Raw genomic sequence first — 26006 nt, forward strand, 5'->3', positions numbered from 1 at the left:
CAATGACACAACAATTGATAAAACAGCCTAAAATCATTCAGGCCAAGCATCACACCCTTAGCTATGAAGAAAAGACATTGGTCATGGGCATTTTAAATGTCACTCCTGACTCTTTTTCAGATGGAGGAAAGTTTAATCAAGTAGATAAAGCGCTGGCTCATGCAGCGCAGCTGATAGAAGACGGGGCGCATATTATTGATATTGGCGGAGAATCGACTCGCCCAGGAGCGGCACTTGTCTCGGAAGAAGAGGAGCTTTCAAGGGTCATTCCTGTCATTGAGAAAATCACAAAAGAATTAGATATACCTATCTCTATTGATACGTATAAAGCCCGTGTTGCAGATGAAGCGGTGAAAGCTGGAGCCTCTATCATTAATGATGTATGGGGAGCGAAGGCAGATCCCCAAATGGCACATGTGGCGGCGAAGCACAATGTCCCAATCATTTTAATGCACAATCGGCCAGAACGAAACTACACACATCTGATTTCAGATATGATCGCCGATTTGAAAGAAAGTGTCCAAATTGCCCAGCAAGCGGGTGTCCGTGATGACATGATCATATTAGATCCAGGTGTAGGATTTGCGAAAAATAAAGAGGACAACCTGAAGGTCATGAATGAACTCGAACATTTTTGTCACCTTGGGTATCCACTGCTGCTGGCTACATCTCGAAAACGATTCATTGGTGCTGTCTTAGACCTGCCGCCTGAAGAACGTACTGAAGGAACAGGTGCGACGGTCTGCCTTGGGATTCAAAAGGGCAGTTCGATGGTCCGTGTACATGATGTAAAAGAAATAGCAAGAATGGCAAAAATGATGGATGCCATGCTGAATAAGGGAGGCGCTTATCATCGATAAAGTATATGTAAAAGGAATGGAATTTTACGGGTACCACGGTGTATTTGCAGAAGAAAATAAATTAGGGCAGCGATTCCGCGTGGACTTAACAGCTTCACTTGATTTAAGTAAAGCCGGACAAACTGATGACCTCAATGAGACCATCAACTATGCAGAGCTTTACCAAATCTGCAAAAGCATTGTAGAAGGCGAGCCGGTCAATCTTGTTGAAACACTGACAGAAAGAATTGCAAACCAAGTGTTAAAGGACTTTCCGACAGTTCAGGAATGTACAGTGAAGGTGATCAAACCAGATCCGCCAATTCCAGGACATTATCAGTCCGTTGCAATTGAAATGACGAGATCGCGCACATGAACAATACAGCATACATCGCATTAGGCTCAAACATAGGTAAAAAAGAAACCTATTTAAAAGAAGCCGTCAAAAAACTGCATGAACATCCAGAGGTTCAAGTGGAATTAATCTCATCGATATATGAAACAGCACCTGTAGGCTATAAAAACCAAGATGACTTTTTAAACATGGCCGTGAAAATTACCACTTCACTTCGTCCGGAGGAACTACTGTCTCTTACTCAGAAAATCGAGCAGGAGTTAGGCAGAACAAGAGAAGTGAGATGGGGACCGCGAACGGCTGACCTTGACATTTTACTTTATAATCGTGAAAATATTGAAACAGAACAACTTGTAGTGCCGCATCCCAGAATGTACGAACGTTTATTCGTTCTTGTCCCGATGAGTGAGATTTGCCCAGAAATCGGCGAAGTACAAATAAATGCCGTAACAGACCAAGAAGGTGTAAGCATATGGAAAAAGACATGTGGGGTAGAAGAATTCGTGCATACCGAAAGCTAAAAGGGTATACTCAGGAAGGGTTCGCGAAAAGACTAGGCATCTCTGTCTCTGTCTTAGGAGAAATTGAGCGAGGCAATCGATTACCAACAAACCAATTGGTTGGTCAAATAGCAGATGCTTTAAATATAACGGTGGAAGAACTATCGCCAATTCTTGAAGAAGAAAGGAGGGGGAAAAATGTTTAAAATCGGAGATATCGAGATTAAAAACAAAGTAGTGCTCGCACCAATGGCTGGTGTGTGCAACTCTGCCTTCAGACTGACGGTGAAAGAGTTTGGAGCGGGCTTAGTCTGCGCTGAAATGGTCAGTGACAAAGCGATCCTGATCAACAACGCGAGAACAATGGGTATGCTATACATTGATGAACGGGAAAAGCCTTTGAGCCTTCAGATATTTGGAGGGGAAAAAGACACACTCGTCGAAGCGGCAAAGTTCGTAGACCAGAATACCACAGCTGATATTATTGATATCAACATGGGCTGTCCTGTACCAAAGATTACGAAATGTGATGCAGGAGCGAAATGGCTCCTTGATCCAAACAAGATTTATGAAATGGTCTCTGCTGTCGTAGAAGCTGTAGACAAACCAGTTACAGTGAAAATGAGAATGGGCTGGGACGAAGACCATATCTTTGCTATCGACAATGCCCGTGCTGTTGAACGAGCTGGTGGACAAGCGGTTGCGCTTCACGGACGGACACGCGTGCAAATGTACGAAGGAACAGCGAATTGGGATATTATAAAAGAGGTTAAACAATCTGTATCAATTCCTGTCATCGGCAATGGCGATGTCAAAACCCCTCAAGATGCAAAACGTATGCTTGATGAAACAGGTGTGGACGCTGTTATGATCGGAAGAGCCGCACTTGGAAACCCGTGGATGATTTATCGAACGGTTCATTATTTAGAAACGGGTGAACTGAAAGAAGAGCCAAACGTGCGTGAGAAAATGTCAGTGTGCAAACTTCACTTAGACAGACTCATTGACCTGAAAGGCGAGCATGTCGCTGTTAGAGAAATGAGAAAGCATGCAGCATGGTACTTAAAAGGGGTCCGCGGCAACGCTGACGTAAGAAACCAAATCAATCAAAGTGAAACGAGAGCGGAGCTTGTACAAGTTCTTGATGACTTTACGATCGAAGCCGAGGCAAAAGAGCTTCAAAGTATAAAAGTAGGATAAGACTATCTTTCTTTTTGTAGCTCACTGCTAGTGCATGTACTGGCAGTTTTTCTGCTTTTCTCTGCAAAATACATTATTGGAGTGATATAAATGAGTAATGAAGGGCTTAATAACGAAGAATTAAATGACCAATTCCAGGTCAGACGTGACAAAATGAATAAAATGAGAGAAGAGGGTATCGATCCATTCGGTGAACGATATGACCGTTCTCATCAATCTGCGCAAATTATCGCTGAATATGACGAGTTTTCTAAAGAAGACTTAGAAGGAAAAGCGGCTCAAGTAACAATCGCTGGTCGTATGATGACAAAGCGCGGAAAAGGAAAAGCTGGCTTTGCGCATATTCAAGACCTAGAAGGACAAATTCAAATCTATGTTCGTAAAGATAGTGTAGGGGAAGAAGCTTATGAATTATTCAAAAGCTCAGACCTAGGCGATATCATTGGTGTAACAGGAACTGTTTTTAAAACTAATGTAGGAGAACTTTCTATTAAAGCGACTAGCTTTGAGGTTCTGACAAAAGCACTTCGCCCGCTTCCTGATAAATATCATGGATTAAAAGATGTTGAACAACGCTATCGTCAGCGCTACCTGGACCTCATTGTAAATCCAGAAAGTAAGCAGACGTTTATTATGCGAAGCAAAATCATTCAATCCATGAGAAGATACTTAGATTCTAAAGGATACTTAGAAGTTGAAACACCAACAATGCACAGCATTCCTGGTGGTGCATCAGCGCGTCCTTTCATTACTCATCACAATGCACTTGATATGCCGCTTTATATGCGTATTGCGATCGAGCTGCACTTAAAACGCCTAATTGTCGGTGGTCTAGAGAAAGTATATGAGATTGGCCGCGTATTCCGTAATGAAGGGGTATCGACTCGCCACAACCCAGAATTCACTATGATTGAGCTGTATGAAGCATACGCAGACTACAAAGACATTATGAATCTGACTGAAAACTTAATTGCTCATATTGCCCAAGAGGTGCTGGGAACAACAACCATTCAATATGGAGAAGATGAAATTGATCTCAAACCTGAATGGAAGAGACTGCATATGGTTGAAGCAGTCAAAGAAGCAACAGGTGTAGACTTCTGGCAGGAGATGTCTGTAGAAGAAGCAAAACAGCATGCTGCTGATCATGGTGTTGAAATCACGAAAAATATGACAGTAGGTCATATTATCAATGAGTTCTTCGAGCAAAAAGTAGAAGAAACATTGGTTCAGCCTACATTCATTTACGGACATCCAGTGGAGATTTCTCCATTAGCTAAGAAAAATCCTGAAGACCCTCGCTTCACAGATCGCTTTGAGCTGTTTATCGTACGCCGTGAGCATGCAAATGCATTCACAGAGCTAAACGATCCAATTGATCAAAGAGAACGCTTTGAAGCTCAATTAAAAGAACGTGAAGAAGGAAATGACGAAGCACACCTAATGGATGACGATTTTGTTGAAGCATTAGAATACGGCATGCCTCCAACAGGTGGTTTAGGAATCGGGATCGACCGATTAATCATGCTTTTAACAAATTCTCCATCAATCAGAGATGTACTGCTTTTCCCACAAATGAGAAACCGCTAATACATCAATCAAAGCGCCATTTTATCTATGGCGCTTTTTATTTTTCATAAAATGAAACTTTTTTTAAAAAAACTATTGCAAGGAAAGAATCCAGATGGTATATTATTATTCGTTGCCGCAAAACAGCAACGAGGTTAAAAAAAGAAATTGAAAAAAGTTCTTGACTTTAACCGACGCAAAATGTTAAGATATTAAAGTCGCTTACGAGCGATAACGAAAATGATCTTTGAAAACTAAACAAGACAAAACGTACCTGTTAATTCGAGTTTTTATAAAAAAATCCTATGAAACTTCATAGGTAGTCAGTCAAACTGGCGAAAAGCAAAACTTCGGTTTTGTATTTTTTCGGAGAGTTTGATCCTGGCTCAGGACGAACGCTGGCGGCGTGCCTAATACATGCAAGTCGAGCGGACAGAAGGGAGCTTGCTCCCGGATGTTAGCGGCGGACGGGTGAGTAACACGTGGGTAACCTGCCTGTAAGACTGGGATAACTCCGGGAAACCGGAGCTAATACCGGATAGTTCCTTGAACCGCATGGTTCAAGGATGAAAGACGGTTTCGGCTGTCACTTACAGATGGACCCGCGGCGCATTAGCTAGTTGGTGGGGTAATGGCTCACCAAGGCGACGATGCGTAGCCGACCTGAGAGGGTGATCGGCCACACTGGGACTGAGACACGGCCCAGACTCCTACGGGAGGCAGCAGTAGGGAATCTTCCGCAATGGACGAAAGTCTGACGGAGCAACGCCGCGTGAGTGATGAAGGTTTTCGGATCGTAAAGCTCTGTTGTTAGGGAAGAACAAGTGCGAGAGTAACTGCTCGCACCTTGACGGTACCTAACCAGAAAGCCACGGCTAACTACGTGCCAGCAGCCGCGGTAATACGTAGGTGGCAAGCGTTGTCCGGAATTATTGGGCGTAAAGGGCTCGCAGGCGGTTTCTTAAGTCTGATGTGAAAGCCCCCGGCTCAACCGGGGAGGGTCATTGGAAACTGGGAAACTTGAGTGCAGAAGAGGAGAGTGGAATTCCACGTGTAGCGGTGAAATGCGTAGAGATGTGGAGGAACACCAGTGGCGAAGGCGACTCTCTGGTCTGTAACTGACGCTGAGGAGCGAAAGCGTGGGGAGCGAACAGGATTAGATACCCTGGTAGTCCACGCCGTAAACGATGAGTGCTAAGTGTTAGGGGGTTTCCGCCCCTTAGTGCTGCAGCTAACGCATTAAGCACTCCGCCTGGGGAGTACGGTCGCAAGACTGAAACTCAAAGGAATTGACGGGGGCCCGCACAAGCGGTGGAGCATGTGGTTTAATTCGAAGCAACGCGAAGAACCTTACCAGGTCTTGACATCCTCTGACAACCCTAGAGATAGGGCTTTCCCTTCGGGGACAGAGTGACAGGTGGTGCATGGTTGTCGTCAGCTCGTGTCGTGAGATGTTGGGTTAAGTCCCGCAACGAGCGCAACCCTTGATCTTAGTTGCCAGCATTCAGTTGGGCACTCTAAGGTGACTGCCGGTGACAAACCGGAGGAAGGTGGGGATGACGTCAAATCATCATGCCCCTTATGACCTGGGCTACACACGTGCTACAATGGACAGAACAAAGGGCTGCAAGACCGCAAGGTTTAGCCAATCCCATAAATCTGTTCTCAGTTCGGATCGCAGTCTGCAACTCGACTGCGTGAAGCTGGAATCGCTAGTAATCGCGGATCAGCATGCCGCGGTGAATACGTTCCCGGGCCTTGTACACACCGCCCGTCACACCACGAGAGTTTGCAACACCCGAAGTCGGTGAGGTAACCTTTATGGAGCCAGCCGCCGAAGGTGGGGCAGATGATTGGGGTGAAGTCGTAACAAGGTAGCCGTATCGGAAGGTGCGGCTGGATCACCTCCTTTCTAAGGATATATGGAGCAGCGTACGTTTTCGTCTTGTTTAGTTTTGAAGGATCATTCCTTCAAAACATGTCTCTAGCGAGACAGGATTGTTCTTTGAAAACTAGATAACAATAAGTAATACATTCACATTGAATGCAATGCAAAGTTCATCACACATAGTGATTCTTTCTAAAGTAAGAAATGGTTAAGTTAGAAAGGGCGCACGGTGGATGCCTTGGCACTAGGAGCCGATGAAGGACGGGACGAACACCGATATGCTTCGGGGAGCTGTAAGCAAGCTTTGATCCGGAGATTTCCGAATGGGGAAACCCACTGCTCGTAATGGAGTAGTATCCATACTTGAATACATAGAGTATGAGAAGGCATACCCGGGGAACTGAAACATCTAAGTACCCGGAGGAAGAGAAAGCAAATGCGATTCCCTGAGTAGCGGCGAGCGAAACGGGAACAGCCCAAACCAAGAGGCTTGCCTCTTGGGGTTGTAGGACACTCTATACGGAGTTACAAAGGAACGATATAAGCGAAGAGGTCTGGAAAGGCCCGCCAAAGAAGGTAACAGCCCTGTAACTGAAATGTTGTTCTCTCCAGAGTGGATCCTGAGTACGGCGGAACACGTGAAATTCCGTCGGAATCCGGGAGGACCATCTCCCAAGGCTAAATACTCCCTAGTGACCGATAGTGAACCAGTACCGTGAGGGAAAGGTGAAAAGCACCCCGGAAGGGGAGTGAAATAGATCCTGAAACCGTGTGCCTACAAGTAGTCAGAGCCCGTTAACGGGTGATGGCGTGCCTTTTGTAGAATGAACCGGCGAGTTACGATCCCGTGCAAGGTTAAGCAGAAGATGCGGAGCCGCAGCGAAAGCGAGTCTGAATAGGGCGCATGAGTACGTGGTCGTAGACCCGAAACCAGGTGATCTACCCATGTCCAGGGTGAAGTTCAGGTAACACTGAATGGAGGCCCGAACCCACGCACGTTGAAAAGTGCGGGGATGAGGTGTGGGTAGGGGTGAAATGCCAATCGAACCTGGAGATAGCTGGTTCTCTCCGAAATAGCTTTAGGGCTAGCCTCAAGGTAAGAGTCTCGGAGGTAGAGCACTGATTGGACTAGGGGCCCCTACCGGGTTACCGAATTCAGTCAAACTCCGAATGCCGATGACTTATCCTTGGGAGTCAGACTGCGAGTGATAAGATCCGTAGTCGAAAGGGAAACAGCCCAGACCGCCAGCTAAGGTCCCAAAGTATACGTTAAGTGGAAAAGGATGTGGAGTTGCTTAGACAACCAGGATGTTGGCTTAGAAGCAGCCACCATTTAAAGAGTGCGTAATAGCTCACTGGTCGAGTGACTCTGCGCCGAAAATGTACCGGGGCTAAACGTATCACCGAAGCTGCGGACTGTTCTTACGAACAGTGGTAGGAGAGCGTTCTAAGGGCTGTGAAGCCAGACCGGAAGGACTGGTGGAGCGCTTAGAAGTGAGAATGCCGGTATGAGTAGCGAAAGACGGGTGAGAATCCCGTCCACCGAATGCCTAAGGTTTCCTGAGGAAGGCTCGTCCGCTCAGGGTTAGTCGGGACCTAAGCCGAGGCCGAAAGGCGTAGGCGATGGACAACAGGTTGATATTCCTGTACCACCTCCTCACCATTTGAGCAATGGGGGGACGCAGGAGGATAGGGTAAGCGCGGTATTGGATATCCGCGTCCAAGCAGTTAGGCTGGGAAATAGGCAAATCCGTTTCCCGTAAAGGCTGAGCTGTGATGGCGAGCGAAATTTAGTAGCGAAGTTCCTGATTCCACACTGCCAAGAAAAGCCTCTAGCGAGGTGAGAGGTGCCCGTACCGCAAACCGACACAGGTAGGCGAGGAGAGAATCCTAAGGTGATCGAGAGAACTCTCGTTAAGGAACTCGGCAAAATGACCCCGTAACTTCGGGAGAAGGGGTGCTTCTTAGGGTGTTAAAGCCCCGAGAAGCCGCAGTGAATAGGCCCAGGCGACTGTTTAGCAAAAACACAGGTCTCTGCGAAGCCGTAAGGCGAAGTATAGGGGCTGACGCCTGCCCGGTGCTGGAAGGTTAAGAGGAGCGCTTAGCGTAAGCGAAGGTGCGAATTGAAGCCCCAGTAAACGGCGGCCGTAACTATAACGGTCCTAAGGTAGCGAAATTCCTTGTCGGGTAAGTTCCGACCCGCACGAAAGGCGCAACGATCTGGGCACTGTCTCAACGAGAGACTCGGTGAAATTATAGTACCTGTGAAGATGCAGGTTACCCGCGACAGGACGGAAAGACCCCGTGGAGCTTTACTGCAGCCTGATATTGAATGTTGGTACAGCTTGTACAGGATAGGTAGGAGCCTTGGAAACCGGAGCGCTAGCTTCGGTGGAGGCATCGGTGGGATACTACCCTGGCTGTATTGACCTTCTAACCCGCTGCCCTTATCGGGCAGGGAGACAGTGTCAGGTGGGCAGTTTGACTGGGGCGGTCGCCTCCTAAAATGTAACGGAGGCGCCCAAAGGTTCCCTCAGAATGGTTGGAAATCATTCGCAGAGTGTAAAGGCACAAGGGAGCTTGACTGCGAGACCTACAAGTCGAGCAGGGACGAAAGTCGGGCTTAGTGATCCGGTGGTTCCGCATGGAAGGGCCATCGCTCAACGGATAAAAGCTACCCCGGGGATAACAGGCTTATCTCCCCCAAGAGTCCACATCGACGGGGAGGTTTGGCACCTCGATGTCGGCTCATCGCATCCTGGGGCTGTAGTCGGTCCCAAGGGTTGGGCTGTTCGCCCATTAAAGCGGTACGCGAGCTGGGTTCAGAACGTCGTGAGACAGTTCGGTCCCTATCCGTCGCGGGCGCAGGAAATTTGAGAGGAGCTGTCCTTAGTACGAGAGGACCGGGATGGACGCACCGCTGGTGTACCAGTTGTTCTGCCAAGGGCATCGCTGGGTAGCTATGTGCGGACGGGATAAGTGCTGAAAGCATCTAAGCATGAAGCCCCCCTCAAGATGAGATTTCCCATTCCGCAAGGAAGTAAGATCCCTGAAAGATGATCAGGTTGATAGGTCTGAGGTGGAAGCGTGGTGACACGTGGAGCTGACAGATACTAATAGATCGAGGACTTAACCTATATTCTAATGTGAAGCATGAACATTGTTATCTAGTTTTGAGAGAACATTCTCTCCATCAGGTTTGGTGGCGATAGCGAAGAGGTCACACCCGTTCCCATACCGAACACGGAAGTTAAGCTCTTCAGCGCCGATGGTAGTTGGGGGTTTCCCCCTGTGAGAGTAGGACGCCGCCAAGCTTCTATAAGGATCAGTTCCAGTCGGAACTGGTCTTTTTTGTGTTTTGCATGACTTGCTTCTATGTAATAGGTTCTTAAAGTGAAAATACGTTGTTCCCTCGTTGATTGCTAAATGAATCAAAATTTACGCTCTTTCAATTTAACATGTCGGTCATCATATGAACCAGCAGCTCAAATTATCAAGGGTCTACACTAAAAGCATAGAAAACCTCACCTTCGGCTAAATAGATATAGAAAGGCGATGTATAGGGCACTAAATAGAAAGACTTCATCCCGAAGGGGATGGTCAGCTATTGTTGCATTTCCAATTTAAAAAGATAGAAGAAGTGAAAGAAACAATACTCATTTTATTTCTCCTGTTAAAATTATTTGAAGCAATAGAAAAATGATGTGAAACGATTTTGTTGAAAAATAGTAAAGACCAGCAGTATTTTCACACTTTTTTATGCAAAAAAGATTTCTCAGAAAAATAAAATAATAACAAGATTTCTTTTTTGAATGTTTTTATCCAGAGATATATGAAATAAAATCAAGGGTATGAAAGCTTCGAAATAGCTGTTTTCAAAGGAATAAAGCCTTATTAGTACTCTTTTTAACAAAAAAACATAAAAAAATGAAAAAAAGGCTTTTAAAATGATGAGACAAGTGGTAAACTTCTTTAGGTGCCTTAACGAAAAGGTGAAAAAACAGCTTTAAAATAAATTCAAAAATTATTTTAAAAAAGTCTTTACAAACAATATCTTATCGTTATATAATACTATTTGTCAGATCGAGAGACACTTCGAAACGACACAATATGGAGGATTAGCTCAGCTGGGAGAGCATCTGCCTTACAAGCAGAGGGTCGGCGGTTCGAGCCCGTCATCCTCCACCATATTTATTCTTACATAATGTTAGGGTAGATAAAGCCGGTGTAGCTCAACTGGTAGAGCAACTGACTTGTAATCAGTAGGTTGGGGGTTCAAGTCCTCTTGCCGGCACCACTTTCATATGGTAAGATAGACAAGTCGCTTTTAAAGCGAGCCATTAGCTCAGTTGGTAGAGCATCTGACTTTTAATCAGAGGGTCGAAGGTTCGAGTCCTTCATGGCTCACCATGTTTCATGCGGGTGTGGCGGAATTGGCAGACGCGCTAGACTTAGGATCTAGTGTCTTTATGACGTGGGGGTTCAAGTCCCTTCACCCGCATTGCCAAATAAAATAAAGAAATCCTGTAATGCGGAAGTAGTTCAGTGGTAGAACACCACCTTGCCAAGGTGGGGGTCGCGGGTTCGAATCCCGTCTTCCGCTTATACCATCCACGCCGGGGTGGTGGAATTGGCAGACACACAGGACTTAAAATCCTGCGGTAGGTGACTACCGTGCCGGTTCAAGTCCGGCCCTCGGCATTATAAATAAGCGCCCGTAGCTCAATTGGATAGAGCGTTTGACTACGGATCAAAAGGTTAGGGGTTCGACTCCTCTCGGGCGCGCCATTAAGATCGGGAAGTAGCTCAGCTTGGTAGAGCACTTGGTTTGGGACCAAGGGGTCGCAGGTTCGAATCCTGTCTTCCCGACCATCTTTTATGGGGCCTTAGCTCAGCTGGGAGAGCGCCTGCCTTGCACGCAGGAGGTCAGCGGTTCGATCCCGCTAGGCTCCACCAATATGATCTTTGAAAACTAAACAAGACAAAACGTACCTGTTAATTCGAGTTTTTATAAAAAAATCCTATGAAACTTCATAGGTAGTCAGTCAAACTGGCGAAAAGCAAAACTTCGGTTTTGTATTTTTTCGGAGAGTTTGATCCTGGCTCAGGACGAACGCTGGCGGCGTGCCTAATACATGCAAGTCGAGCGGACAGAAGGGAGCTTGCTCCCGGATGTTAGCGGCGGACGGGTGAGTAACACGTGGGTAACCTGCCTGTAAGACTGGGATAACTCCGGGAAACCGGAGCTAATACCGGATAGTTCCTTGAACCGCATGGTTCAAGGATGAAAGACGGTTTCGGCTGTCACTTACAGATGGACCCGCGGCGCATTAGCTAGTTGGTGGGGTAATGGCTCACCAAGGCGACGATGCGTAGCCGACCTGAGAGGGTGATCGGCCACACTGGGACTGAGACACGGCCCAGACTCCTACGGGAGGCAGCAGTAGGGAATCTTCCGCAATGGACGAAAGTCTGACGGAGCAACGCCGCGTGAGTGATGAAGGTTTTCGGATCGTAAAGCTCTGTTGTTAGGGAAGAACAAGTGCGAGAGTAACTGCTCGCACCTTGACGGTACCTAACCAGAAAGCCACGGCTAACTACGTGCCAGCAGCCGCGGTAATACGTAGGTGGCAAGCGTTGTCCGGAATTATTGGGCGTAAAGGGCTCGCAGGCGGTTTCTTAAGTCTGATGTGAAAGCCCCCGGCTCAACCGGGGAGGGTCATTGGAAACTGGGAAACTTGAGTGCAGAAGAGGAGAGTGGAATTCCACGTGTAGCGGTGAAATGCGTAGAGATGTGGAGGAACACCAGTGGCGAAGGCGACTCTCTGGTCTGTAACTGACGCTGAGGAGCGAAAGCGTGGGGAGCGAACAGGATTAGATACCCTGGTAGTCCACGCCGTAAACGATGAGTGCTAAGTGTTAGGGGGTTTCCGCCCCTTAGTGCTGCAGCTAACGCATTAAGCACTCCGCCTGGGGAGTACGGTCGCAAGACTGAAACTCAAAGGAATTGACGGGGGCCCGCACAAGCGGTGGAGCATGTGGTTTAATTCGAAGCAACGCGAAGAACCTTACCAGGTCTTGACATCCTCTGACAACCCTAGAGATAGGGCTTTCCCTTCGGGGACAGAGTGACAGGTGGTGCATGGTTGTCGTCAGCTCGTGTCGTGAGATGTTGGGTTAAGTCCCGCAACGAGCGCAACCCTTGATCTTAGTTGCCAGCATTCAGTTGGGCACTCTAAGGTGACTGCCGGTGACAAACCGGAGGAAGGTGGGGATGACGTCAAATCATCATGCCCCTTATGACCTGGGCTACACACGTGCTACAATGGACAGAACAAAGGGCTGCAAGACCGCAAGGTTTAGCCAATCCCATAAATCTGTTCTCAGTTCGGATCGCAGTCTGCAACTCGACTGCGTGAAGCTGGAATCGCTAGTAATCGCGGATCAGCATGCCGCGGTGAATACGTTCCCGGGCCTTGTACACACCGCCCGTCACACCACGAGAGTTTGCAACACCCGAAGTCGGTGAGGTAACCTTTATGGAGCCAGCCGCCGAAGGTGGGGCAGATGATTGGGGTGAAGTCGTAACAAGGTAGCCGTATCGGAAGGTGCGGCTGGATCACCTCCTTTCTAAGGATATATGGAGCAGCGTACGTTTTCGTCTTGTTTAGTTTTGAAGGATCATTCCTTCAAAACATGTCTCTAGCGAGACAGGATTGTTCTTTGAAAACTAGATAACAATAAGTAATACATTCACATTGAATGCAATGCAAAGTTCATCACACATAGTGATTCTTTCTAAAGTAAGAAATGGTTAAGTTAGAAAGGGCGCACGGTGGATGCCTTGGCACTAGGAGCCGATGAAGGACGGGACGAACACCGATATGCTTCGGGGAGCTGTAAGCAAGCTTTGATCCGGAGATTTCCGAATGGGGAAACCCACTGCTCGTAATGGAGTAGTATCCATACTTGAATACATAGAGTATGAGAAGGCATACCCGGGGAACTGAAACATCTAAGTACCCGGAGGAAGAGAAAGCAAATGCGATTCCCTGAGTAGCGGCGAGCGAAACGGGAACAGCCCAAACCAAGAGGCTTGCCTCTTGGGGTTGTAGGACACTCTATACGGAGTTACAAAGGAATGATATAAGCGAAGAGGTCTGGAAAGGCCCGCCAAAGAAGGTAACAGCCCTGTAACTGAAATGTCGTTCTCTCCAGAGTGGATCCTGAGTACGGCGGAACACGTGAAATTCCGTCGGAATCCGGGAGGACCATCTCCCAAGGCTAAATACTCCCTAGTGACCGATAGTGAACCAGTACCGTGAGGGAAAGGTGAAAAGCACCCCGGAAGGGGAGTGAAATAGATCCTGAAACCGTGTGCCTACAAGTAGTCAGAGCCCGTTAACGGGTGATGGCGTGCCTTTTGTAGAATGAACCGGCGAGTTACGATCCCGTGCAAGGTTAAGCAGAAGATGCGGAGCCGCAGCGAAAGCGAGTCTGAATAGGGCGCATGAGTACGTGGTCGTAGACCCGAAACCAGGTGATCTACCCATGTCCAGGGTGAAGTTCAGGTAACACTGAATGGAGGCCCGAACCCACGCACGTTGAAAAGTGCGGGGATGAGGTGTGGGTAGGGGTGAAATGCCAATCGAACCTGGAGATAGCTGGTTCTCTCCGAAATAGCTTTAGGGCTAGCCTCAAGGTAAGAGTCTCGGAGGTAGAGCACTGATTGGACTAGGGGCCCCTACCGGGTTACCGAATTCAGTCAAACTCCGAATGCCGATGACTTATCCTTGGGAGTCAGACTGCGAGTGATAAGATCCGTAGTCGAAAGGGAAACAGCCCAGACCGCCAGCTAAGGTCCCAAAGTATACGTTAAGTGGAAAAGGATGTGGAGTTGCTTAGACAACCAGGATGTTGGCTTAGAAGCAGCCACCATTTAAAGAGTGCGTAATAGCTCACTGGTCGAGTGACTCTGCGCCGAAAATGTACCGGGGCTAAACGTATCACCGAAGCTGCGGACTGTTCTTACGAACAGTGGTAGGAGAGCGTTCTAAGGGCTGTGAAGCCAGACCGGAAGGACTGGTGGAGCGCTTAGAAGTGAGAATGCCGGTATGAGTAGCGAAAGACGGGTGAGAATCCCGTCCACCGAATGCCTAAGGTTTCCTGAGGAAGGCTCGTCCGCTCAGGGTTAGTCGGGACCTAAGCCGAGGCCGAAAGGCGTAGGCGATGGACAACAGGTTGATATTCCTGTACCACCTCCTCACCATTTGAGCAATGGGGGGACGCAGGAGGATAGGGTAAGCGCGGTATTGGATATCCGCGTCCAAGCAGTTAGGCTGGGAAATAGGCAAATCCGTTTCCCGTAAAGGCTGAGCTGTGATGGCGAGCGAAATTTAGTAGCGAAGTTCCTGATTCCACACTGCCAAGAAAAGCCTCTAGCGAGGTGAGAGGTGCCCGTACCGCAAACCGACACAGGTAGGCGAGGAGAGAATCCTAAGGTGATCGAGAGAACTCTCGTTAAGGAACTCGGCAAAATGACCCCGTAACTTCGGGAGAAGGGGTGCTTCTTAGGGTGTTAAAGCCCCGAGAAGCCGCAGTGAATAGGCCCAGGCGACTGTTTAGCAAAAACACAGGTCTCTGCGAAGCCGTAAGGCGAAGTATAGGGGCTGACGCCTGCCCGGTGCTGGAAGGTTAAGAGGAGCGCTTAGCGTAAGCGAAGGTGCGAATTGAAGCCCCAGTAAACGGCGGCCGTAACTATAACGGTCCTAAGGTAGCGAAATTCCTTGTCGGGTAAGTTCCGACCCGCACGAAAGGCGCAACGATCTGGGCACTGTCTCAACGAGAGACTCGGTGAAATTATAGTACCTGTGAAGATGCAGGTTACCCGCGACAGGACGGAAAGACCCCGTGGAGCTTTACTGCAGCCTGATATTGAATGTTGGTACAGCTTGTACAGGATAGGTAGGAGCCTTGGAAACCGGAGCGCTAGCTTCGGTGGAGGCATCGGTGGGATACTACCCTGGCTGTATTGACCTTCTAACCCGCTGCCCTTATCGGGCAGGGAGACAGTGTCAGGTGGGCAGTTTGACTGGGGCGGTCGCCTCCTAAAATGTAACGGAGGCGCCCAAAGGTTCCCTCAGAATGGTTGGAAATCATTCGCAGAGTGTAAAGGCACAAGGGAGCTTGACTGCGAGACCTACAAGTCGAGCAGGGACGAAAGTCGGGCTTAGTGATCCGGTGGTTCCGCATGGAAGGGCCATCGCTCAACGGATAAAAGCTACCCCGGGGATAACAGGCTTATCTCCCCCAAGAGTCCACATCGACGGGGAGGTTTGGCACCTCGATGTCGGCTCATCGCATCCTGGGGCTGTAGTCGGTCCCAAGGGTTGGGCTGTTCGCCCATTAAAGCGGTACGCGAGCTGGGTTCAGAACGTCGTGAGACAGTTCGGTCCCTATCCGTCGCGGGCGCAGGAAATTTGAGAGGAGCTGTCCTTAGTACGAGAGGACCGGGATGGACGCACCGCTGGTGTACCAGTTGTTCTGCCAAGGGCATCGCTGGGTAGCTATGTGCGGACGGGATAAGTGCTGAAAGCATCTAAGCATGAAGCCCCCCTCAAGATGAGATTTCCCATTCCGCAAGGAAGTAAGATCCCTGAAAGATGATCAGGTTGATAGGTCTGAGGTGGAAGCGTGGTGACACGTGGAGCTGACAGATACTAATAGATCGAGGACTTAACCTATATTCTAATGTGAAGCATGAACATTGTTATCTAGTTTTGAGAGAACATTCTCTCCATCAGGTTTGGTGGCGATAGCGAAGAGGTCACACCCGTTCCCATACCGAACACGGAAGTTAAGCTCTTCAGCGCCGATGGTAGTTGGGGGTTTCCCCCTGTGAGAGTAGGACGCCGCCAAGCTTCTATTAGGATCAGTTCCAGTCGGAACTGGTCTTTTTTGTGTTTTTGGGAGGTTTGACACCATATAAATGTGGAAATAATATTGTTAGTTGAGCGATTATCTTGAAAAATTGATCGAAAAAATTTATAGTAAGATTAAAGTCAAATATAGTCAAAGTCAATGGAGGAGGAGGCGGAGTGGCACAAAATATTTCTGATATCATCGAGCAGTATTTGAAGGAAGTCTTGGATCAGAACGGTCGAGAAATATTAGAAATTAAACGCAATGAAATTGCAGATAAGTTTCAATGCGTACCTTCACAAATAAACTATGTTATCAATACACGCTTTACGAGCGAGAGAGGCTATATCGTTGAAAGTAAGCGTGGCGGCGGTGGCTATATCCGCATCATTAAAGTCAAAATGAATGATGAAGTCGACTTATTGAACAATATTATTTCCCAAATATATCATCGTTTATCACAGGCTGCATCTGATCATATCATCATGCGTCTTGTTGAAAATAACATTTTATCTGAAAGAGAAGCTAAGATGATGATTAGTGTCATGGACCGTTCTGTATTGCATATTGATTTACCTGAACGTGATGAACTGCGTGCTCGGATGATGAAAGCGATGTTAAATGCTTTGAAATTAAAGTAAAGCGGGTGAAAAGATTGATTTGTCAAGAATGTAATGAGAGACCAGCCACTTTTCACTTTACGAAAGTTATAAATGGAGAAAAACAAGAAATGCACATATGTGAACAATGTGCAAAAGAAAACAGTGATTCATATGCTATGAGTGGAAACCAAGGTTTCTCGATTCACAACTTATTATCAGGCTTATTGAATATTGATCCTAGCTTCACCACAAGTGCGAACAAGGGCTCGTCTATTTTTCAAGAAGCGAAAGAAGTGGATCAATGTCCTAAGTGTGGCTTAACCTTTCAGCAGTTCAGAAAAACAGGCCGATTTGGCTGTGCAGAATGCTATCGTACATTTGATCAGTATCTGAACCCTGTTTTACGGAAAGTCCATAGTGGAAATACAGTCCATAATGGAAAAGTACCAAAACGAATTGCCGGCAGCCTGCATGTTCGCCGGAAACTTGAGTTAATGCAGCAAGAGCTGAAGCAGCTGATTGAACAGGAAGAGTTCGAAAAGGCAGCGGAAGTTCGAGATCAAATTCGTGCATTAGAGCATGAGCAATCTCAACAGAGGGAGGGAGATTAACGTCATGTCGCTCCAGCATTTTATTCAAGACGCTCTTAGTCAGTGGATGAAACAAAAAGGACCAGAAAGTGACATTGTTCTAAGTAGTCGTATCCGGCTAGCTCGCAATCTAGAGCATGTTCGTTTCCCAACTCAGTTTTCTCAAGCTGAAGCTGAAGCTGTTCTCCAGCAATTCGAGCAAAAGTTTGCTAGCCAGGAAGTGAAGGACATTGGAAACTTTGTTCTGATTCGAATGAATGAAACGCAGCCTTTAGCAAAGAGGGTACTTGTTGAGAAGCATTTGATTAGCCCCAATTTAGCTGAATCAAGATTTGGTGGCTGTTTGCTTTCTGAAAATGAAGAAATCAGTGTAATGCTGAATGAAGAAGACCATATTCGAATCCAATGCTTATTCCCAGGTTTTCAGCTAGCCAATGCACTAAAAGCGGCTAATCAGGTAGATGACTGGATTGAAGAGCAAGTGGATTACGCGTTTTCTGAAAAGCGAGGATACTTAACAAGCTGTCCGACCAATGTAGGTACAGGTATCAGGGCTTCGGTCATGATGCATTTACCAGCATTAGCGCTCACAAGACAAATGAATCGGATTATTCCGGCCATTAATCAATTAGGTCTTGTGGTCAGAGGAATTTATGGTGAGGGCAGCGAAGCAATAGGGAACATCTTTCAAATTTCAAATCAAATGACACTTGGTCAATCAGAAGAAGACATTGTAGATGACTTGAATAGTGTGACCGCTCAGCTCATTGAACAAGAGCGATCTGCACGAAAAGCGTTATATCAAACATCTAAAATTGAACTTGAGGACAGAGTGTACCGCTCTTTAGGGATTTTGGCCAATTGTCGTATGATTGAATCAAAGGAAACAGCGAAGTGTTTGTCAGATGTGCGGCTTGGAATTGATTTAGGTATCATTAAGGGGCTTTCAAGTAATATACTGAATGAACTCATGATTTTGACTCAGCCCGGCTTCCTTCAACAATATTCAGGAGGAGCCTTAGAGCCAAATGAACGAGATATAAAACGAGCAGCGATTATTAGAGAAAGGCTGCGCTTAGAAATGCATAGGAATGGACAGGAGGATGAAACGATATGATGTTTGGAAGATTCACTGAAAGAGCTCAAAAGGTATTAGCACTTGCACAAGAAGAAGCCATTCGCCTAGGCCATAAGAATATTGGTACTGAGCACATTTTACTTGGCCTTGTACGTGAAGGTGAGGGCATCGCTGCCAAAGCGTTAGAAGCACTGGGCCTTGTTTCAGATAAAATCCAAAAAGAAGTCGAAAGCTTGATTGGAAGAGGGCAAGAGGTGTCTCAAGCTATTCCTCATTATACGCCTAGAGCGAAGAAGGTCACTGAGCTTTCAATGGATGAAGCAAGAAAGCTAGGTCATTCCTATGTAGGGACAGAACATATTCTATTAGGTCTTATTCGTGAGGGAGAGGGTGTCGCTGCCCGTGTCTTAAATAACCTCGGAGTGAGCTTAAATAAAGCACGCCAGCAAGTCCTGCAGCTGCTTGGAAGCAATGAAACAGGTGCATCTGCGGCAGGCTCTAATAGCAATGCAAATACACCAACACTAGATAGCCTGGCAAGAGATTTAACAGCTATCGCAAAAGAGGACAGCTTGGACCCTGTCATTGGCCGAAGCAAAGAAATTCAACGTGTCATTGAGGTCCTAAGTAGAAGAACAAAAAATAACCCTGTGCTGATTGGTGAGCCTGGTGTTGGTAAAACAGCCATCGCAGAAGGTCTTGCACAGCAAATTATTCATAATGAAGTGCCTGAAATCCTGCGTGATAAACGAGTAATGACCCTGGATATGGGAACTGTTGTAGCTGGTACGAAATATCGTGGTGAATTCGAGGATCGTTTGAAAAAAGTGATGGACGAAATTCGCCAGGCAGGAAATATCATTCTCTTTATCGACGAGCTTCATACACTTATTGGTGCTGGTGGAGCAGAAGGCGCGATTGATGCGTCTAATATCTTGAAGCCATCCCTAGCACGTGGAGAACTTCAATGTATTGGGGCGACAACGTTAGATGAGTACCGTAAATATATTGAAAAGGATGCTGCGCTTGAACGACGTTTCCAGCCAATTCAAGTAGATCAGCCGTCTGTTGATGAAAGTATTCAAATCTTAAGAGGGCTTAGAGACCGGTATGAAGCACATCACCGTGTGTCTATTACAGATGAAGCGATTGAGGCGGCGGTGAAGCTGTCTGACCGTTATATTTCTGACCGATTCCTTCCAGATAAGGCGATTGATTTAATTGATGAGGCAGGTTCGAAAGTCCGTTTACGTTCGTTCACAACACCGCCTAACCTAAAAGAATTAGAGCAAAAGCTGGATGAAGTACGCAAGGAAAAGGATGCGGCAGTTCAAAGTCAAGAATTTGAAAAAGCAGCTTCTCTTCGCGATACAGAACAGCGTTTGCGTGAAAAAGTAGAAGTTACAAAGAAATCATGGAAAGAAAAGCAGGGACAAGAGAATTCAGAGGTATCTGTAGATGATATCGCAATGGTCGTTTCCAGCTGGACGGGAGTGCCTGTTTCGAAAATTGCTCAAACGGAGACAGATAAGCTTCTGAATATGGAACAATTGCTCCACTCTCGCGTGATCGGACAGGATGAAGCGGTTGTCGCTGTAGCAAAAGCGGTGAGACGTGCGCGTGCTGGCCTGAAAGATCCGAAGCGCCCAATCGGCTCCTTTATCTTCTTAGGTCCAACAGGGGTTGGTAAAACGGAGCTTGCAAGAGCACTTGCTGAGTCTATTTTCGGTGATGAAGAAGCAATGATCCGTATTGATATGTCTGAATACATGGAGAAGCACTCTACATCCAGACTTGTTGGGTCACCTCCAGGCTATGTGGGCTATGATGAAGGTGGACAGCTGACTGAAAAAGTGAGAAGAAAACCTTATTCTGTCGTTCTTTTAGACGAGATTGAAAAGGCGCATCCAGATGTATTTAATATCTTACTGCAAGTGTTAGAAGATGGTCGTCTGACTGATTCTAAAGGGCGTACCGTTGACTTTAGAAATACGATTTTGATTATGACATCAAACGTTGGAGCTAGTGAGCTGAAGCGCAATAAATATGTTGGCTTTAACGTGCAGGATGAAAGTCAAAATTACAAGGATATGAAAGGCAAAGTGATGGGCGAGTTGAAACGTGCGTTTAGACCTGAGTTTATCAACCGTATTGATGAAATCATTGTCTTCCACTCGCTTGAGAAGAAACATCTCAAAGAGATCGTGTCTCTCATGTCTGATCAATTGACAAAACGATTAAAAGAACAAGACCTATCAATTGAATTGACGGAAGCAGCAAAAGCGAAGATTGCCGACGAAGGAGTAGATCTTGAGTACGGTGCGCGTCCGTTAAGAAGAGCGATTCAAAAGCATGTAGAAGATCGACTTTCTGAAGAGCTTCTGAAGGGGAATATTGAAAAAGGTCAACATATCGTATTAGATGTGGAAGATGGAGAAATTGTCGTAAAAGCGACGGCTGCTACGAACTAATATAGTAAGAAAAAAGTGTGAGGCATACCAGTAAGGTGTATGCCTCCCTTTACTTATTTTCTGACCAGTATAAGGAGTTGTATTCTTCAATCTATGGCTAAGACAAAATCAAAATTTATATGCCAATCGTGCGGTTATGAGTCAGCCAAATGGATGGGGAAATGTCCAGGCTGCGGCACGTGGAACAGTATGACAGAAGAGGTCGTTCGCAAAGAGCCGGCAAACCGTCGAAGTGCTTTTAATCATTCTGTTCAAACCATTCAAAAACCTTCACCTATATCTGCAATTGAAACATCCGAAGAACCCCGAATTAAAACAAATTTAGAAGAATTTAACCGAGTATTAGGAAGTGGAATTGTCAAAGGTTCTCTTGTTCTCATCGGCGGAGATCCTGGGATTGGGAAGTCCACATTGTTATTACAAGTATCAGCACAGCTCTCAGACAAAAATCAGAATGTGTTATACATATCTGGTGAGGAGTCCATTAAACAAACGAAGCTAAGAGCGGACCGCCTTGGCATTGAAAGCACCTCTTTACATGTTTTGGCTGAAACCGATATGGAGTATATAACGTCTGCTATACAGGAGATGAAACCTGCGTTTGTTGTGGTGGATTCGATTCAAACCGTTTATCAAAGCGATATTACTTCAGCTCCCGGCTCTGTATCTCAAGTTAGAGAATGTACAGCGCAGCTGATGAAGATTGCCAAAACAAATGGTATTCCTATTTTTATCGTTGGTCACGTGACCAAAGAAGGCTCGATCGCAGGCCCACGCCTTTTAGAGCATATGGTGGACACAGTTCTTTATTTTGAAGGCGAGCGTCATCATACGTTTCGTATTTTACGGGCGGTCAAAAACCGATTTGGTTCAACGAATGAATTGGGAATTTTTGAAATGAGAGAGGAAGGGCTCACGGAAGTATTAAACCCATCAGAAATCTTTTTAGAAGAGCGGTCGGCAGGTGTATCTGGTTCGTGTGTTGTTGCCTCAATGGAAGGAACAAGACCCGTACTTGTCGAGATACAGGCATTAATTTCCCCGACAAGCTTTGGGAATCCGCGAAGAATGGCCACTGGCCTTGATCATAATCGAGTATCGCTGCTCATGGCAGTTTTAGAAAAACGCGTGGGGCTGCTGCTGCAAAACCAAGATGCGTATTTAAAGGTCGCAGGCGGTGTGAAGCTTGACGAACCGGCGATTGACTTAGCTATTGCCGTCAGTATTGCATCAAGCTTTAAAGATGCAGCGCCGCATCAAGCGGATTGCTTTATAGGAGAGGTCGGTCTGACGGGAGAAGTCAGAAGAGTATCAAGAATTGAACAGCGAGTGCAGGAAGCTGCAAAACTAGGATTTAAGCGAATGTTTATTCCTCAGGCGAATATAGACGGATGGAAAAAGCCGAGAGGGATTGAGTTAGTTGGTGTAGAAAATGTAGCGGAGGCACTTCGAATTTCACTAGGGGGATCATAGAAATGGAAAAAGAGAAAAAAGGAGCGAGAGAACTCGATCTCTTAGATATTGTACAGTTTGTGGCACCAGGAACACCTCTGCGGGCAGGGATTGAAAACGTCCTGAGAGCCAATACTGGCGGGCTCATTGTTGTTGGTTATAATGACAAAGTAAAGAGTGTGGTAGATGGAGGATTTCACATTAATTCAGCCTTCTCCCCAGCACATTTATATGAATTGGCGAAGATGGATGGAGCCATTATTCTTAGCGATTCTGGTCAAAAAATCTTGTATGCGAATACACAGCTGATGCCAGATGCAACCATTCATTCATCGGAAACAGGCATGAGGCACCGGACGGCTGAACGTGTAGCAAAGCAGACAGGCTGCTTAATTATTGCTATTTCTGAACGGAGGAACGTCATTACCTTATACCAAGGGAATCGTCGTTATACGCTGAAAGATATTGGCTTTATTTTAACAAAGGCTAATCAAGCCATTCAAACACTTGAGAAATATAAAACGATTTTAGATCACGCCATTTCTGCGTTAAGCGCCCTAGAATTCGAAGAGCTTGTGACCTTTGGGGATGTATTATCCGTGCTGCACCGCTACGAAATGGTACTCAGAATCAAAAATGAAATCAATATGTATATCAAAGAGCTTGGAACAGAGGGACACTTGATCCGTCTGCAGGTCAATGAATTGATTACAGATATGGAGCAGGAAGCGGCTTTATTTATTAAAGATTACGTGAAAGAAAAGATTAAAGATCCGTATGTGCTGCTTAAACAACTTCAAGATATGTCGAGCTTTGAGCTTTTAGATGATTCCATTCTGTACAAGTTACTTGGATATCCCGCTTCTACAAATATTGACGAATATGTGTACACAAGAGGATACAGATTGCTCCATAAAATCCCTAGACTGCCAATGCCAATCGTCGAAAATGTGGTTGAAGCATTCGGTGTGCTAGATCGAATTATGGAAGCAGATGTACAAGAATTGGATGAAGTAGAAGGAATTGGAGAAGTAAGAGCGAAAAAGATAAAAAAAGGTTTAAAAAGGTTACAAGAAAAACATTATATCGACCGTCAGCTTTAAGAAGAGAAATTTTCCTCTACTACGGTTAAAAATGGATGAATATGGGTATATTAATGATGGTTTTGTTTTCTGTTGCTCATGATAGGAAACTTAAACATATATCAATGTCAGATGAAGGTGGATTGACAGATGAAAAATAAAGGAGGTGAAGGTATGTTAAAAAGAATCGTTCAGGCGTTTTTTATCATTTTGGGTGCAGTTGTGGGGATTTTTATCATTCCAGAGTTATTTCTGCTTTTAAATGTAAAGGACATACCTTTCATAACAAATGCTTACTCTTCAGCACTAATAGGAGCCGTTGTGTTCTTCATCATTGGTAAATGGTGCACAGGTTATGTGGTAAATTGGGTGAAATGGATCGAGGATTCTCTATTGAAGGCGCCTCTTCCTGATCTTATATCTGGAAGTTTCGGATTAGTATTTGGACTTATTCTAGCATATCTTATTGTAAACGTGATCCCGCTAAACAATATCCCATATCATATTTTTGGTACCATTATTCCGATTTTCCTGGCTTTCTTTTTAGGATACCTTGGGTTTCAGGTAGGCTTTAAGAAGAAGGATGAAATGATAGGGCTGTTCTCCCGATCTGCAAAGGTCACAAAGAAAAAAGGAGCAGCTGATGATGAACCTGAAATAGAAGATAAAAAGCTGAAAATTTTAGACACAAGTGTTATCATTGATGGAAGAATCGCAGATATTTGCCAAACTGGATTCTTAGAAGGTGTCATGGTCATTCCTCAATTTGTACTCGAGGAATTACAGCATATTGCAGACTCTTCAGATGTATTAAAGAGAAATAGAGGCCGAAGAGGTCTTGATATTTTAAATCGTATTCAAAAAGAATTGGATATCAAAGTTGAAATTTACGAAGGTGACTTCGAAGACATTCAAGAGGTTGATAGCAAGCTTGTGAAGCTGGCGAAATTAACTTCAGGTGTTGTTGTGACCAATGATTTTAATTTAAATAAAGTATGCGAACTTCAAAAAGTAGCAGTGTTAAACATCAATGATCTAGCCAATGCCGTTAAACCGGTTGTACTGCCTGGGGAAGAAATGAAGGTACAGGTCATCAAAGATGGGAAAGAGCATAACCAAGGTGTTGCTTACTTAGATGACGGGACGATGATTGTGGTCGAGGAAGGACGCAATTACATTGGAAAAGACATTGACGTGCTCGTCACAAGTGTGCTGCAGACTGCTGCTGGAAGAATGATTTTTGCGAAGCCAAAACTTCTGGAGAAGGCGCTCTAAAGGGAGAACGAACATGTATTATGAAGTAGTTATTCCGGCTGCGGGGCAGGGGAAACGAATGAAGGCCGGCCGCAATAAGCTTTTTATTGAGCTGAAAAGAATGCCGGTCATCATTCATACACTAAAGGTGTTTGACGCTCATGCGCAATGCAAACGAATGATCCTAGCGATCAATGAAGAGGAGCGTCAAGACTTTGAAAGGCTACTCAAGGTACACGCTTTTCAAACGCCTGTTTCACTTGTCACTGGCGGTGAAGAACGTCAGCAAAGTGTATACGAAGGATTAAAGGCTGTGAAAGATGCGGACATCGTGCTTGTTCATGATGGGGCAAGGCCTTTTATTAAGCATACACAGATTGACTTGCTCGTTAAAGCGGCGATTGAAAAAGGCTCCGCAGTTGTAGCGGTACCAGTGAAAGACACAATCAAACGCGTTCAAGAAGGCAAAGTGGAACAAACCATTGAACGTCAGAGCTTGTGGGCAGTCCAGACCCCACAAGCTTTTCGTCATTCTATTTTAAAAGAGGCGCATGAATATGCGGAGCGGACAGGCTTCCTTGGAACAGACGACGCCAGTCTTGTTGAACAATTACAAGGTGAGAATGTGTATATTGTCCAAGGAGACTATACCAATATTAAGCTGACAACACCGGATGATTTATTGGTTGCCAAGGCAATTATGGATGCGGAAAGAGGGTACTAGATCATGTTGAGAATAGGACAAGGTTTTGATGTACATCAATTAACAGAGGGAAGACCTCTAATTATCGGCGGGGTCACCATCCCTTATGAAAAGGGACTGCTAGGTCATTCAGACGCTGACGTACTGCTTCACACAGTGGCAGATGCATGCCTGGGTGCGATTGCTGAAGGAGATATCGGCAGACATTTCCCAGACACAGATCCTGAGTTTAAGGATGCAGATTCTTTTAAATTATTGCAGCATGTGTGGGCACTTGTGAAAGAAAAGGGCTACACACTTGTGAATATTGACTGCACCATCATGGCGCAAAAGCCTAAAATGGCACCTTACATTCAACCAATGTGTGAGAAAATTGCAGAAGCGCTTGAGGCCGATGTCACACAGGTGAATGTCAAAGCAACAACGACAGAGAAACTCGGATTTACAGGAAGAGGAGAAGGAATTGCCTCTCAGGCAACAGTGCTTCTTCAGAAAAAGTAAA

General features: G+C 45.9%; 15 protein-coding genes, 9 tRNA genes and 6 rRNA genes. All 30 read left to right on the plus strand.

Going from position 1 to position 26006, the window contains the following annotated elements; translation table 11 throughout:
- Positions 1-2 precede the first annotated feature (2 nt).
- The 30 genes from folP (at position 3) to ispF (ending at position 26005) form a co-directional block, all read left to right on the plus strand.
- On the plus strand, positions 3-860 hold the full coding sequence (gene folP, locus NSS80_RS00465; RefSeq protein WP_342498392.1) for a dihydropteroate synthase: 858 nt from the start codon (positions 3-5) through the stop codon (positions 858-860).
- A complete protein-coding gene (gene folB / locus NSS80_RS00470; RefSeq protein ID WP_144496864.1) occupies positions 853-1215 on the plus strand; it encodes a dihydroneopterin aldolase in 363 nt (120 codons plus the stop codon). Before folP ends, folB begins: the two co-directional genes overlap by 8 nt.
- Entirely contained in the window at positions 1212-1715 is a 504-nt protein-coding gene (gene folK, locus NSS80_RS00475) for a 2-amino-4-hydroxy-6-hydroxymethyldihydropteridine diphosphokinase (RefSeq protein WP_326254492.1), read from the plus strand. The genes folB and folK overlap by 4 nt, the downstream gene beginning before the upstream one ends.
- A complete protein-coding gene (locus tag NSS80_RS00480) occupies positions 1667-1900 on the plus strand; it encodes a helix-turn-helix transcriptional regulator (RefSeq protein WP_024425661.1) in 234 nt (77 codons plus the stop codon). The genes folK and NSS80_RS00480 overlap by 49 nt, the downstream gene beginning before the upstream one ends.
- Positions 1893-2894 (plus strand): tRNA dihydrouridine synthase DusB, encoded by a 1002-nt coding sequence (gene dusB / locus NSS80_RS00485; RefSeq protein WP_024425662.1) that lies wholly within the window; start codon positions 1893-1895, stop codon positions 2892-2894. Before NSS80_RS00480 ends, dusB begins: the two co-directional genes overlap by 8 nt.
- A 90-nt stretch (positions 2895-2984) precedes the next feature.
- Entirely contained in the window at positions 2985-4484 is a 1500-nt protein-coding gene (gene lysS, locus NSS80_RS00490; protein ID WP_034284259.1) for a lysine--tRNA ligase, read from the plus strand.
- Positions 4485-4826: 342 nt separating this feature from the next.
- Positions 4827-6375: ribosomal RNA gene (locus tag NSS80_RS00495) — 16S ribosomal RNA — on the plus strand.
- Positions 6376-6557: 182 nt separating this feature from the next.
- Positions 6558-9488: ribosomal RNA gene (locus NSS80_RS00500) — 23S ribosomal RNA — on the plus strand.
- Between the two features lie 61 nt (positions 9489-9549).
- Positions 9550-9665, plus strand: a 5S ribosomal RNA gene (gene rrf / locus NSS80_RS00505).
- A gap of 798 nt (positions 9666-10463) precedes the next feature.
- Positions 10464-10539 (plus strand) — tRNA-Val (locus tag NSS80_RS00510).
- Positions 10540-10572: 33 nt separating this feature from the next.
- Positions 10573-10648: transfer RNA gene (locus NSS80_RS00515), tRNA-Thr, on the plus strand.
- Positions 10649-10685: 37 nt separating this feature from the next.
- Positions 10686-10761, plus strand: a tRNA-Lys gene (locus NSS80_RS00520).
- Positions 10762-10769: 8 nt separating this feature from the next.
- Positions 10770-10852, plus strand: a tRNA-Leu gene (locus NSS80_RS00525).
- Positions 10853-10882: 30 nt separating this feature from the next.
- Positions 10883-10954 (plus strand) — tRNA-Gly (locus tag NSS80_RS00530).
- A 12-nt stretch (positions 10955-10966) separates the two neighbouring features.
- A tRNA-Leu gene (locus NSS80_RS00535) sits at positions 10967-11052 on the plus strand.
- Positions 11053-11062: 10 nt separating this feature from the next.
- Positions 11063-11139: transfer RNA gene (locus tag NSS80_RS00540), tRNA-Arg, on the plus strand.
- Between the two features lie 7 nt (positions 11140-11146).
- Positions 11147-11223 (plus strand) — tRNA-Pro (locus NSS80_RS00545).
- Between the two features lie 8 nt (positions 11224-11231).
- Positions 11232-11307 (plus strand) — tRNA-Ala (locus NSS80_RS00550).
- A 125-nt stretch (positions 11308-11432) separates the two neighbouring features.
- Positions 11433-12981: ribosomal RNA gene (locus tag NSS80_RS00555) — 16S ribosomal RNA — on the plus strand.
- A gap of 182 nt (positions 12982-13163) precedes the next feature.
- Positions 13164-16094, plus strand: a 23S ribosomal RNA gene (locus NSS80_RS00560).
- Positions 16095-16155: 61 nt separating this feature from the next.
- Positions 16156-16271 (plus strand): 5S ribosomal RNA (rrf, locus tag NSS80_RS00565).
- The 16S, 23S and 5S rRNA genes sit together here with 9 tRNA genes alongside, the layout of an rRNA operon.
- Positions 16272-16448: 177 nt before the next feature.
- Positions 16449-16913 (plus strand): CtsR family transcriptional regulator, encoded by a 465-nt coding sequence (locus NSS80_RS00570; protein WP_003217184.1) that lies wholly within the window; start codon positions 16449-16451, stop codon positions 16911-16913.
- Positions 16914-16927: 14 nt separating this feature from the next.
- Positions 16928-17485: a UvrB/UvrC motif-containing protein gene (locus tag NSS80_RS00575; protein ID WP_024425862.1), complete on the plus strand. Its 558-nt coding sequence runs from the start codon at positions 16928-16930 to the stop codon at positions 17483-17485.
- 4 nt (positions 17486-17489) lie between these two features.
- Positions 17490-18581 carry a protein arginine kinase gene (locus tag NSS80_RS00580; protein ID WP_024425579.1) on the plus strand — a complete coding sequence of 364 codons (1092 nt, stop codon included), beginning with the start codon at positions 17490-17492 and terminating at the stop codon, positions 18579-18581.
- Entirely contained in the window at positions 18578-21013 is a 2436-nt protein-coding gene (clpC, locus tag NSS80_RS00585) for an ATP-dependent protease ATP-binding subunit ClpC (protein WP_007496263.1), read from the plus strand. The genes NSS80_RS00580 and clpC overlap by 4 nt, the downstream gene beginning before the upstream one ends.
- Before the next feature lie 93 nt (positions 21014-21106).
- Positions 21107-22486, plus strand: a complete 1380-nt coding sequence (radA, locus tag NSS80_RS00590) for a DNA repair protein RadA (RefSeq protein WP_024425580.1) — start codon at positions 21107-21109, stop codon at positions 22484-22486.
- Positions 22487-22488: 2 nt separating this feature from the next.
- On the plus strand, positions 22489-23568 hold the full coding sequence (gene disA, locus NSS80_RS00595; RefSeq protein ID WP_024425581.1) for a DNA integrity scanning diadenylate cyclase DisA: 1080 nt from the start codon (positions 22489-22491) through the stop codon (positions 23566-23568).
- Between the two features lie 153 nt (positions 23569-23721).
- On the plus strand, positions 23722-24822 hold the full coding sequence (locus NSS80_RS00600; protein WP_024425582.1) for a PIN/TRAM domain-containing protein: 1101 nt from the start codon (positions 23722-23724) through the stop codon (positions 24820-24822).
- A gap of 13 nt (positions 24823-24835) precedes the next feature.
- A complete protein-coding gene (ispD, locus tag NSS80_RS00605; RefSeq protein WP_024425583.1) occupies positions 24836-25525 on the plus strand; it encodes a 2-C-methyl-D-erythritol 4-phosphate cytidylyltransferase in 690 nt (229 codons plus the stop codon).
- A 3-nt stretch (positions 25526-25528) separates the two neighbouring features.
- Positions 25529-26005 (plus strand): 2-C-methyl-D-erythritol 2,4-cyclodiphosphate synthase, encoded by a 477-nt coding sequence (gene ispF / locus NSS80_RS00610; RefSeq protein ID WP_003216928.1) that lies wholly within the window; start codon positions 25529-25531, stop codon positions 26003-26005.
- Position 26006: the final 1 nt, after the last annotated feature.

The sequence above is a fragment of the Bacillus sp. FSL M8-0350 genome (assembly GCF_038593345.1).
GTDB classification, from domain to species: domain Bacteria; phylum Bacillota; class Bacilli; order Bacillales; family Bacillaceae; genus Bacillus; species Bacillus safensis.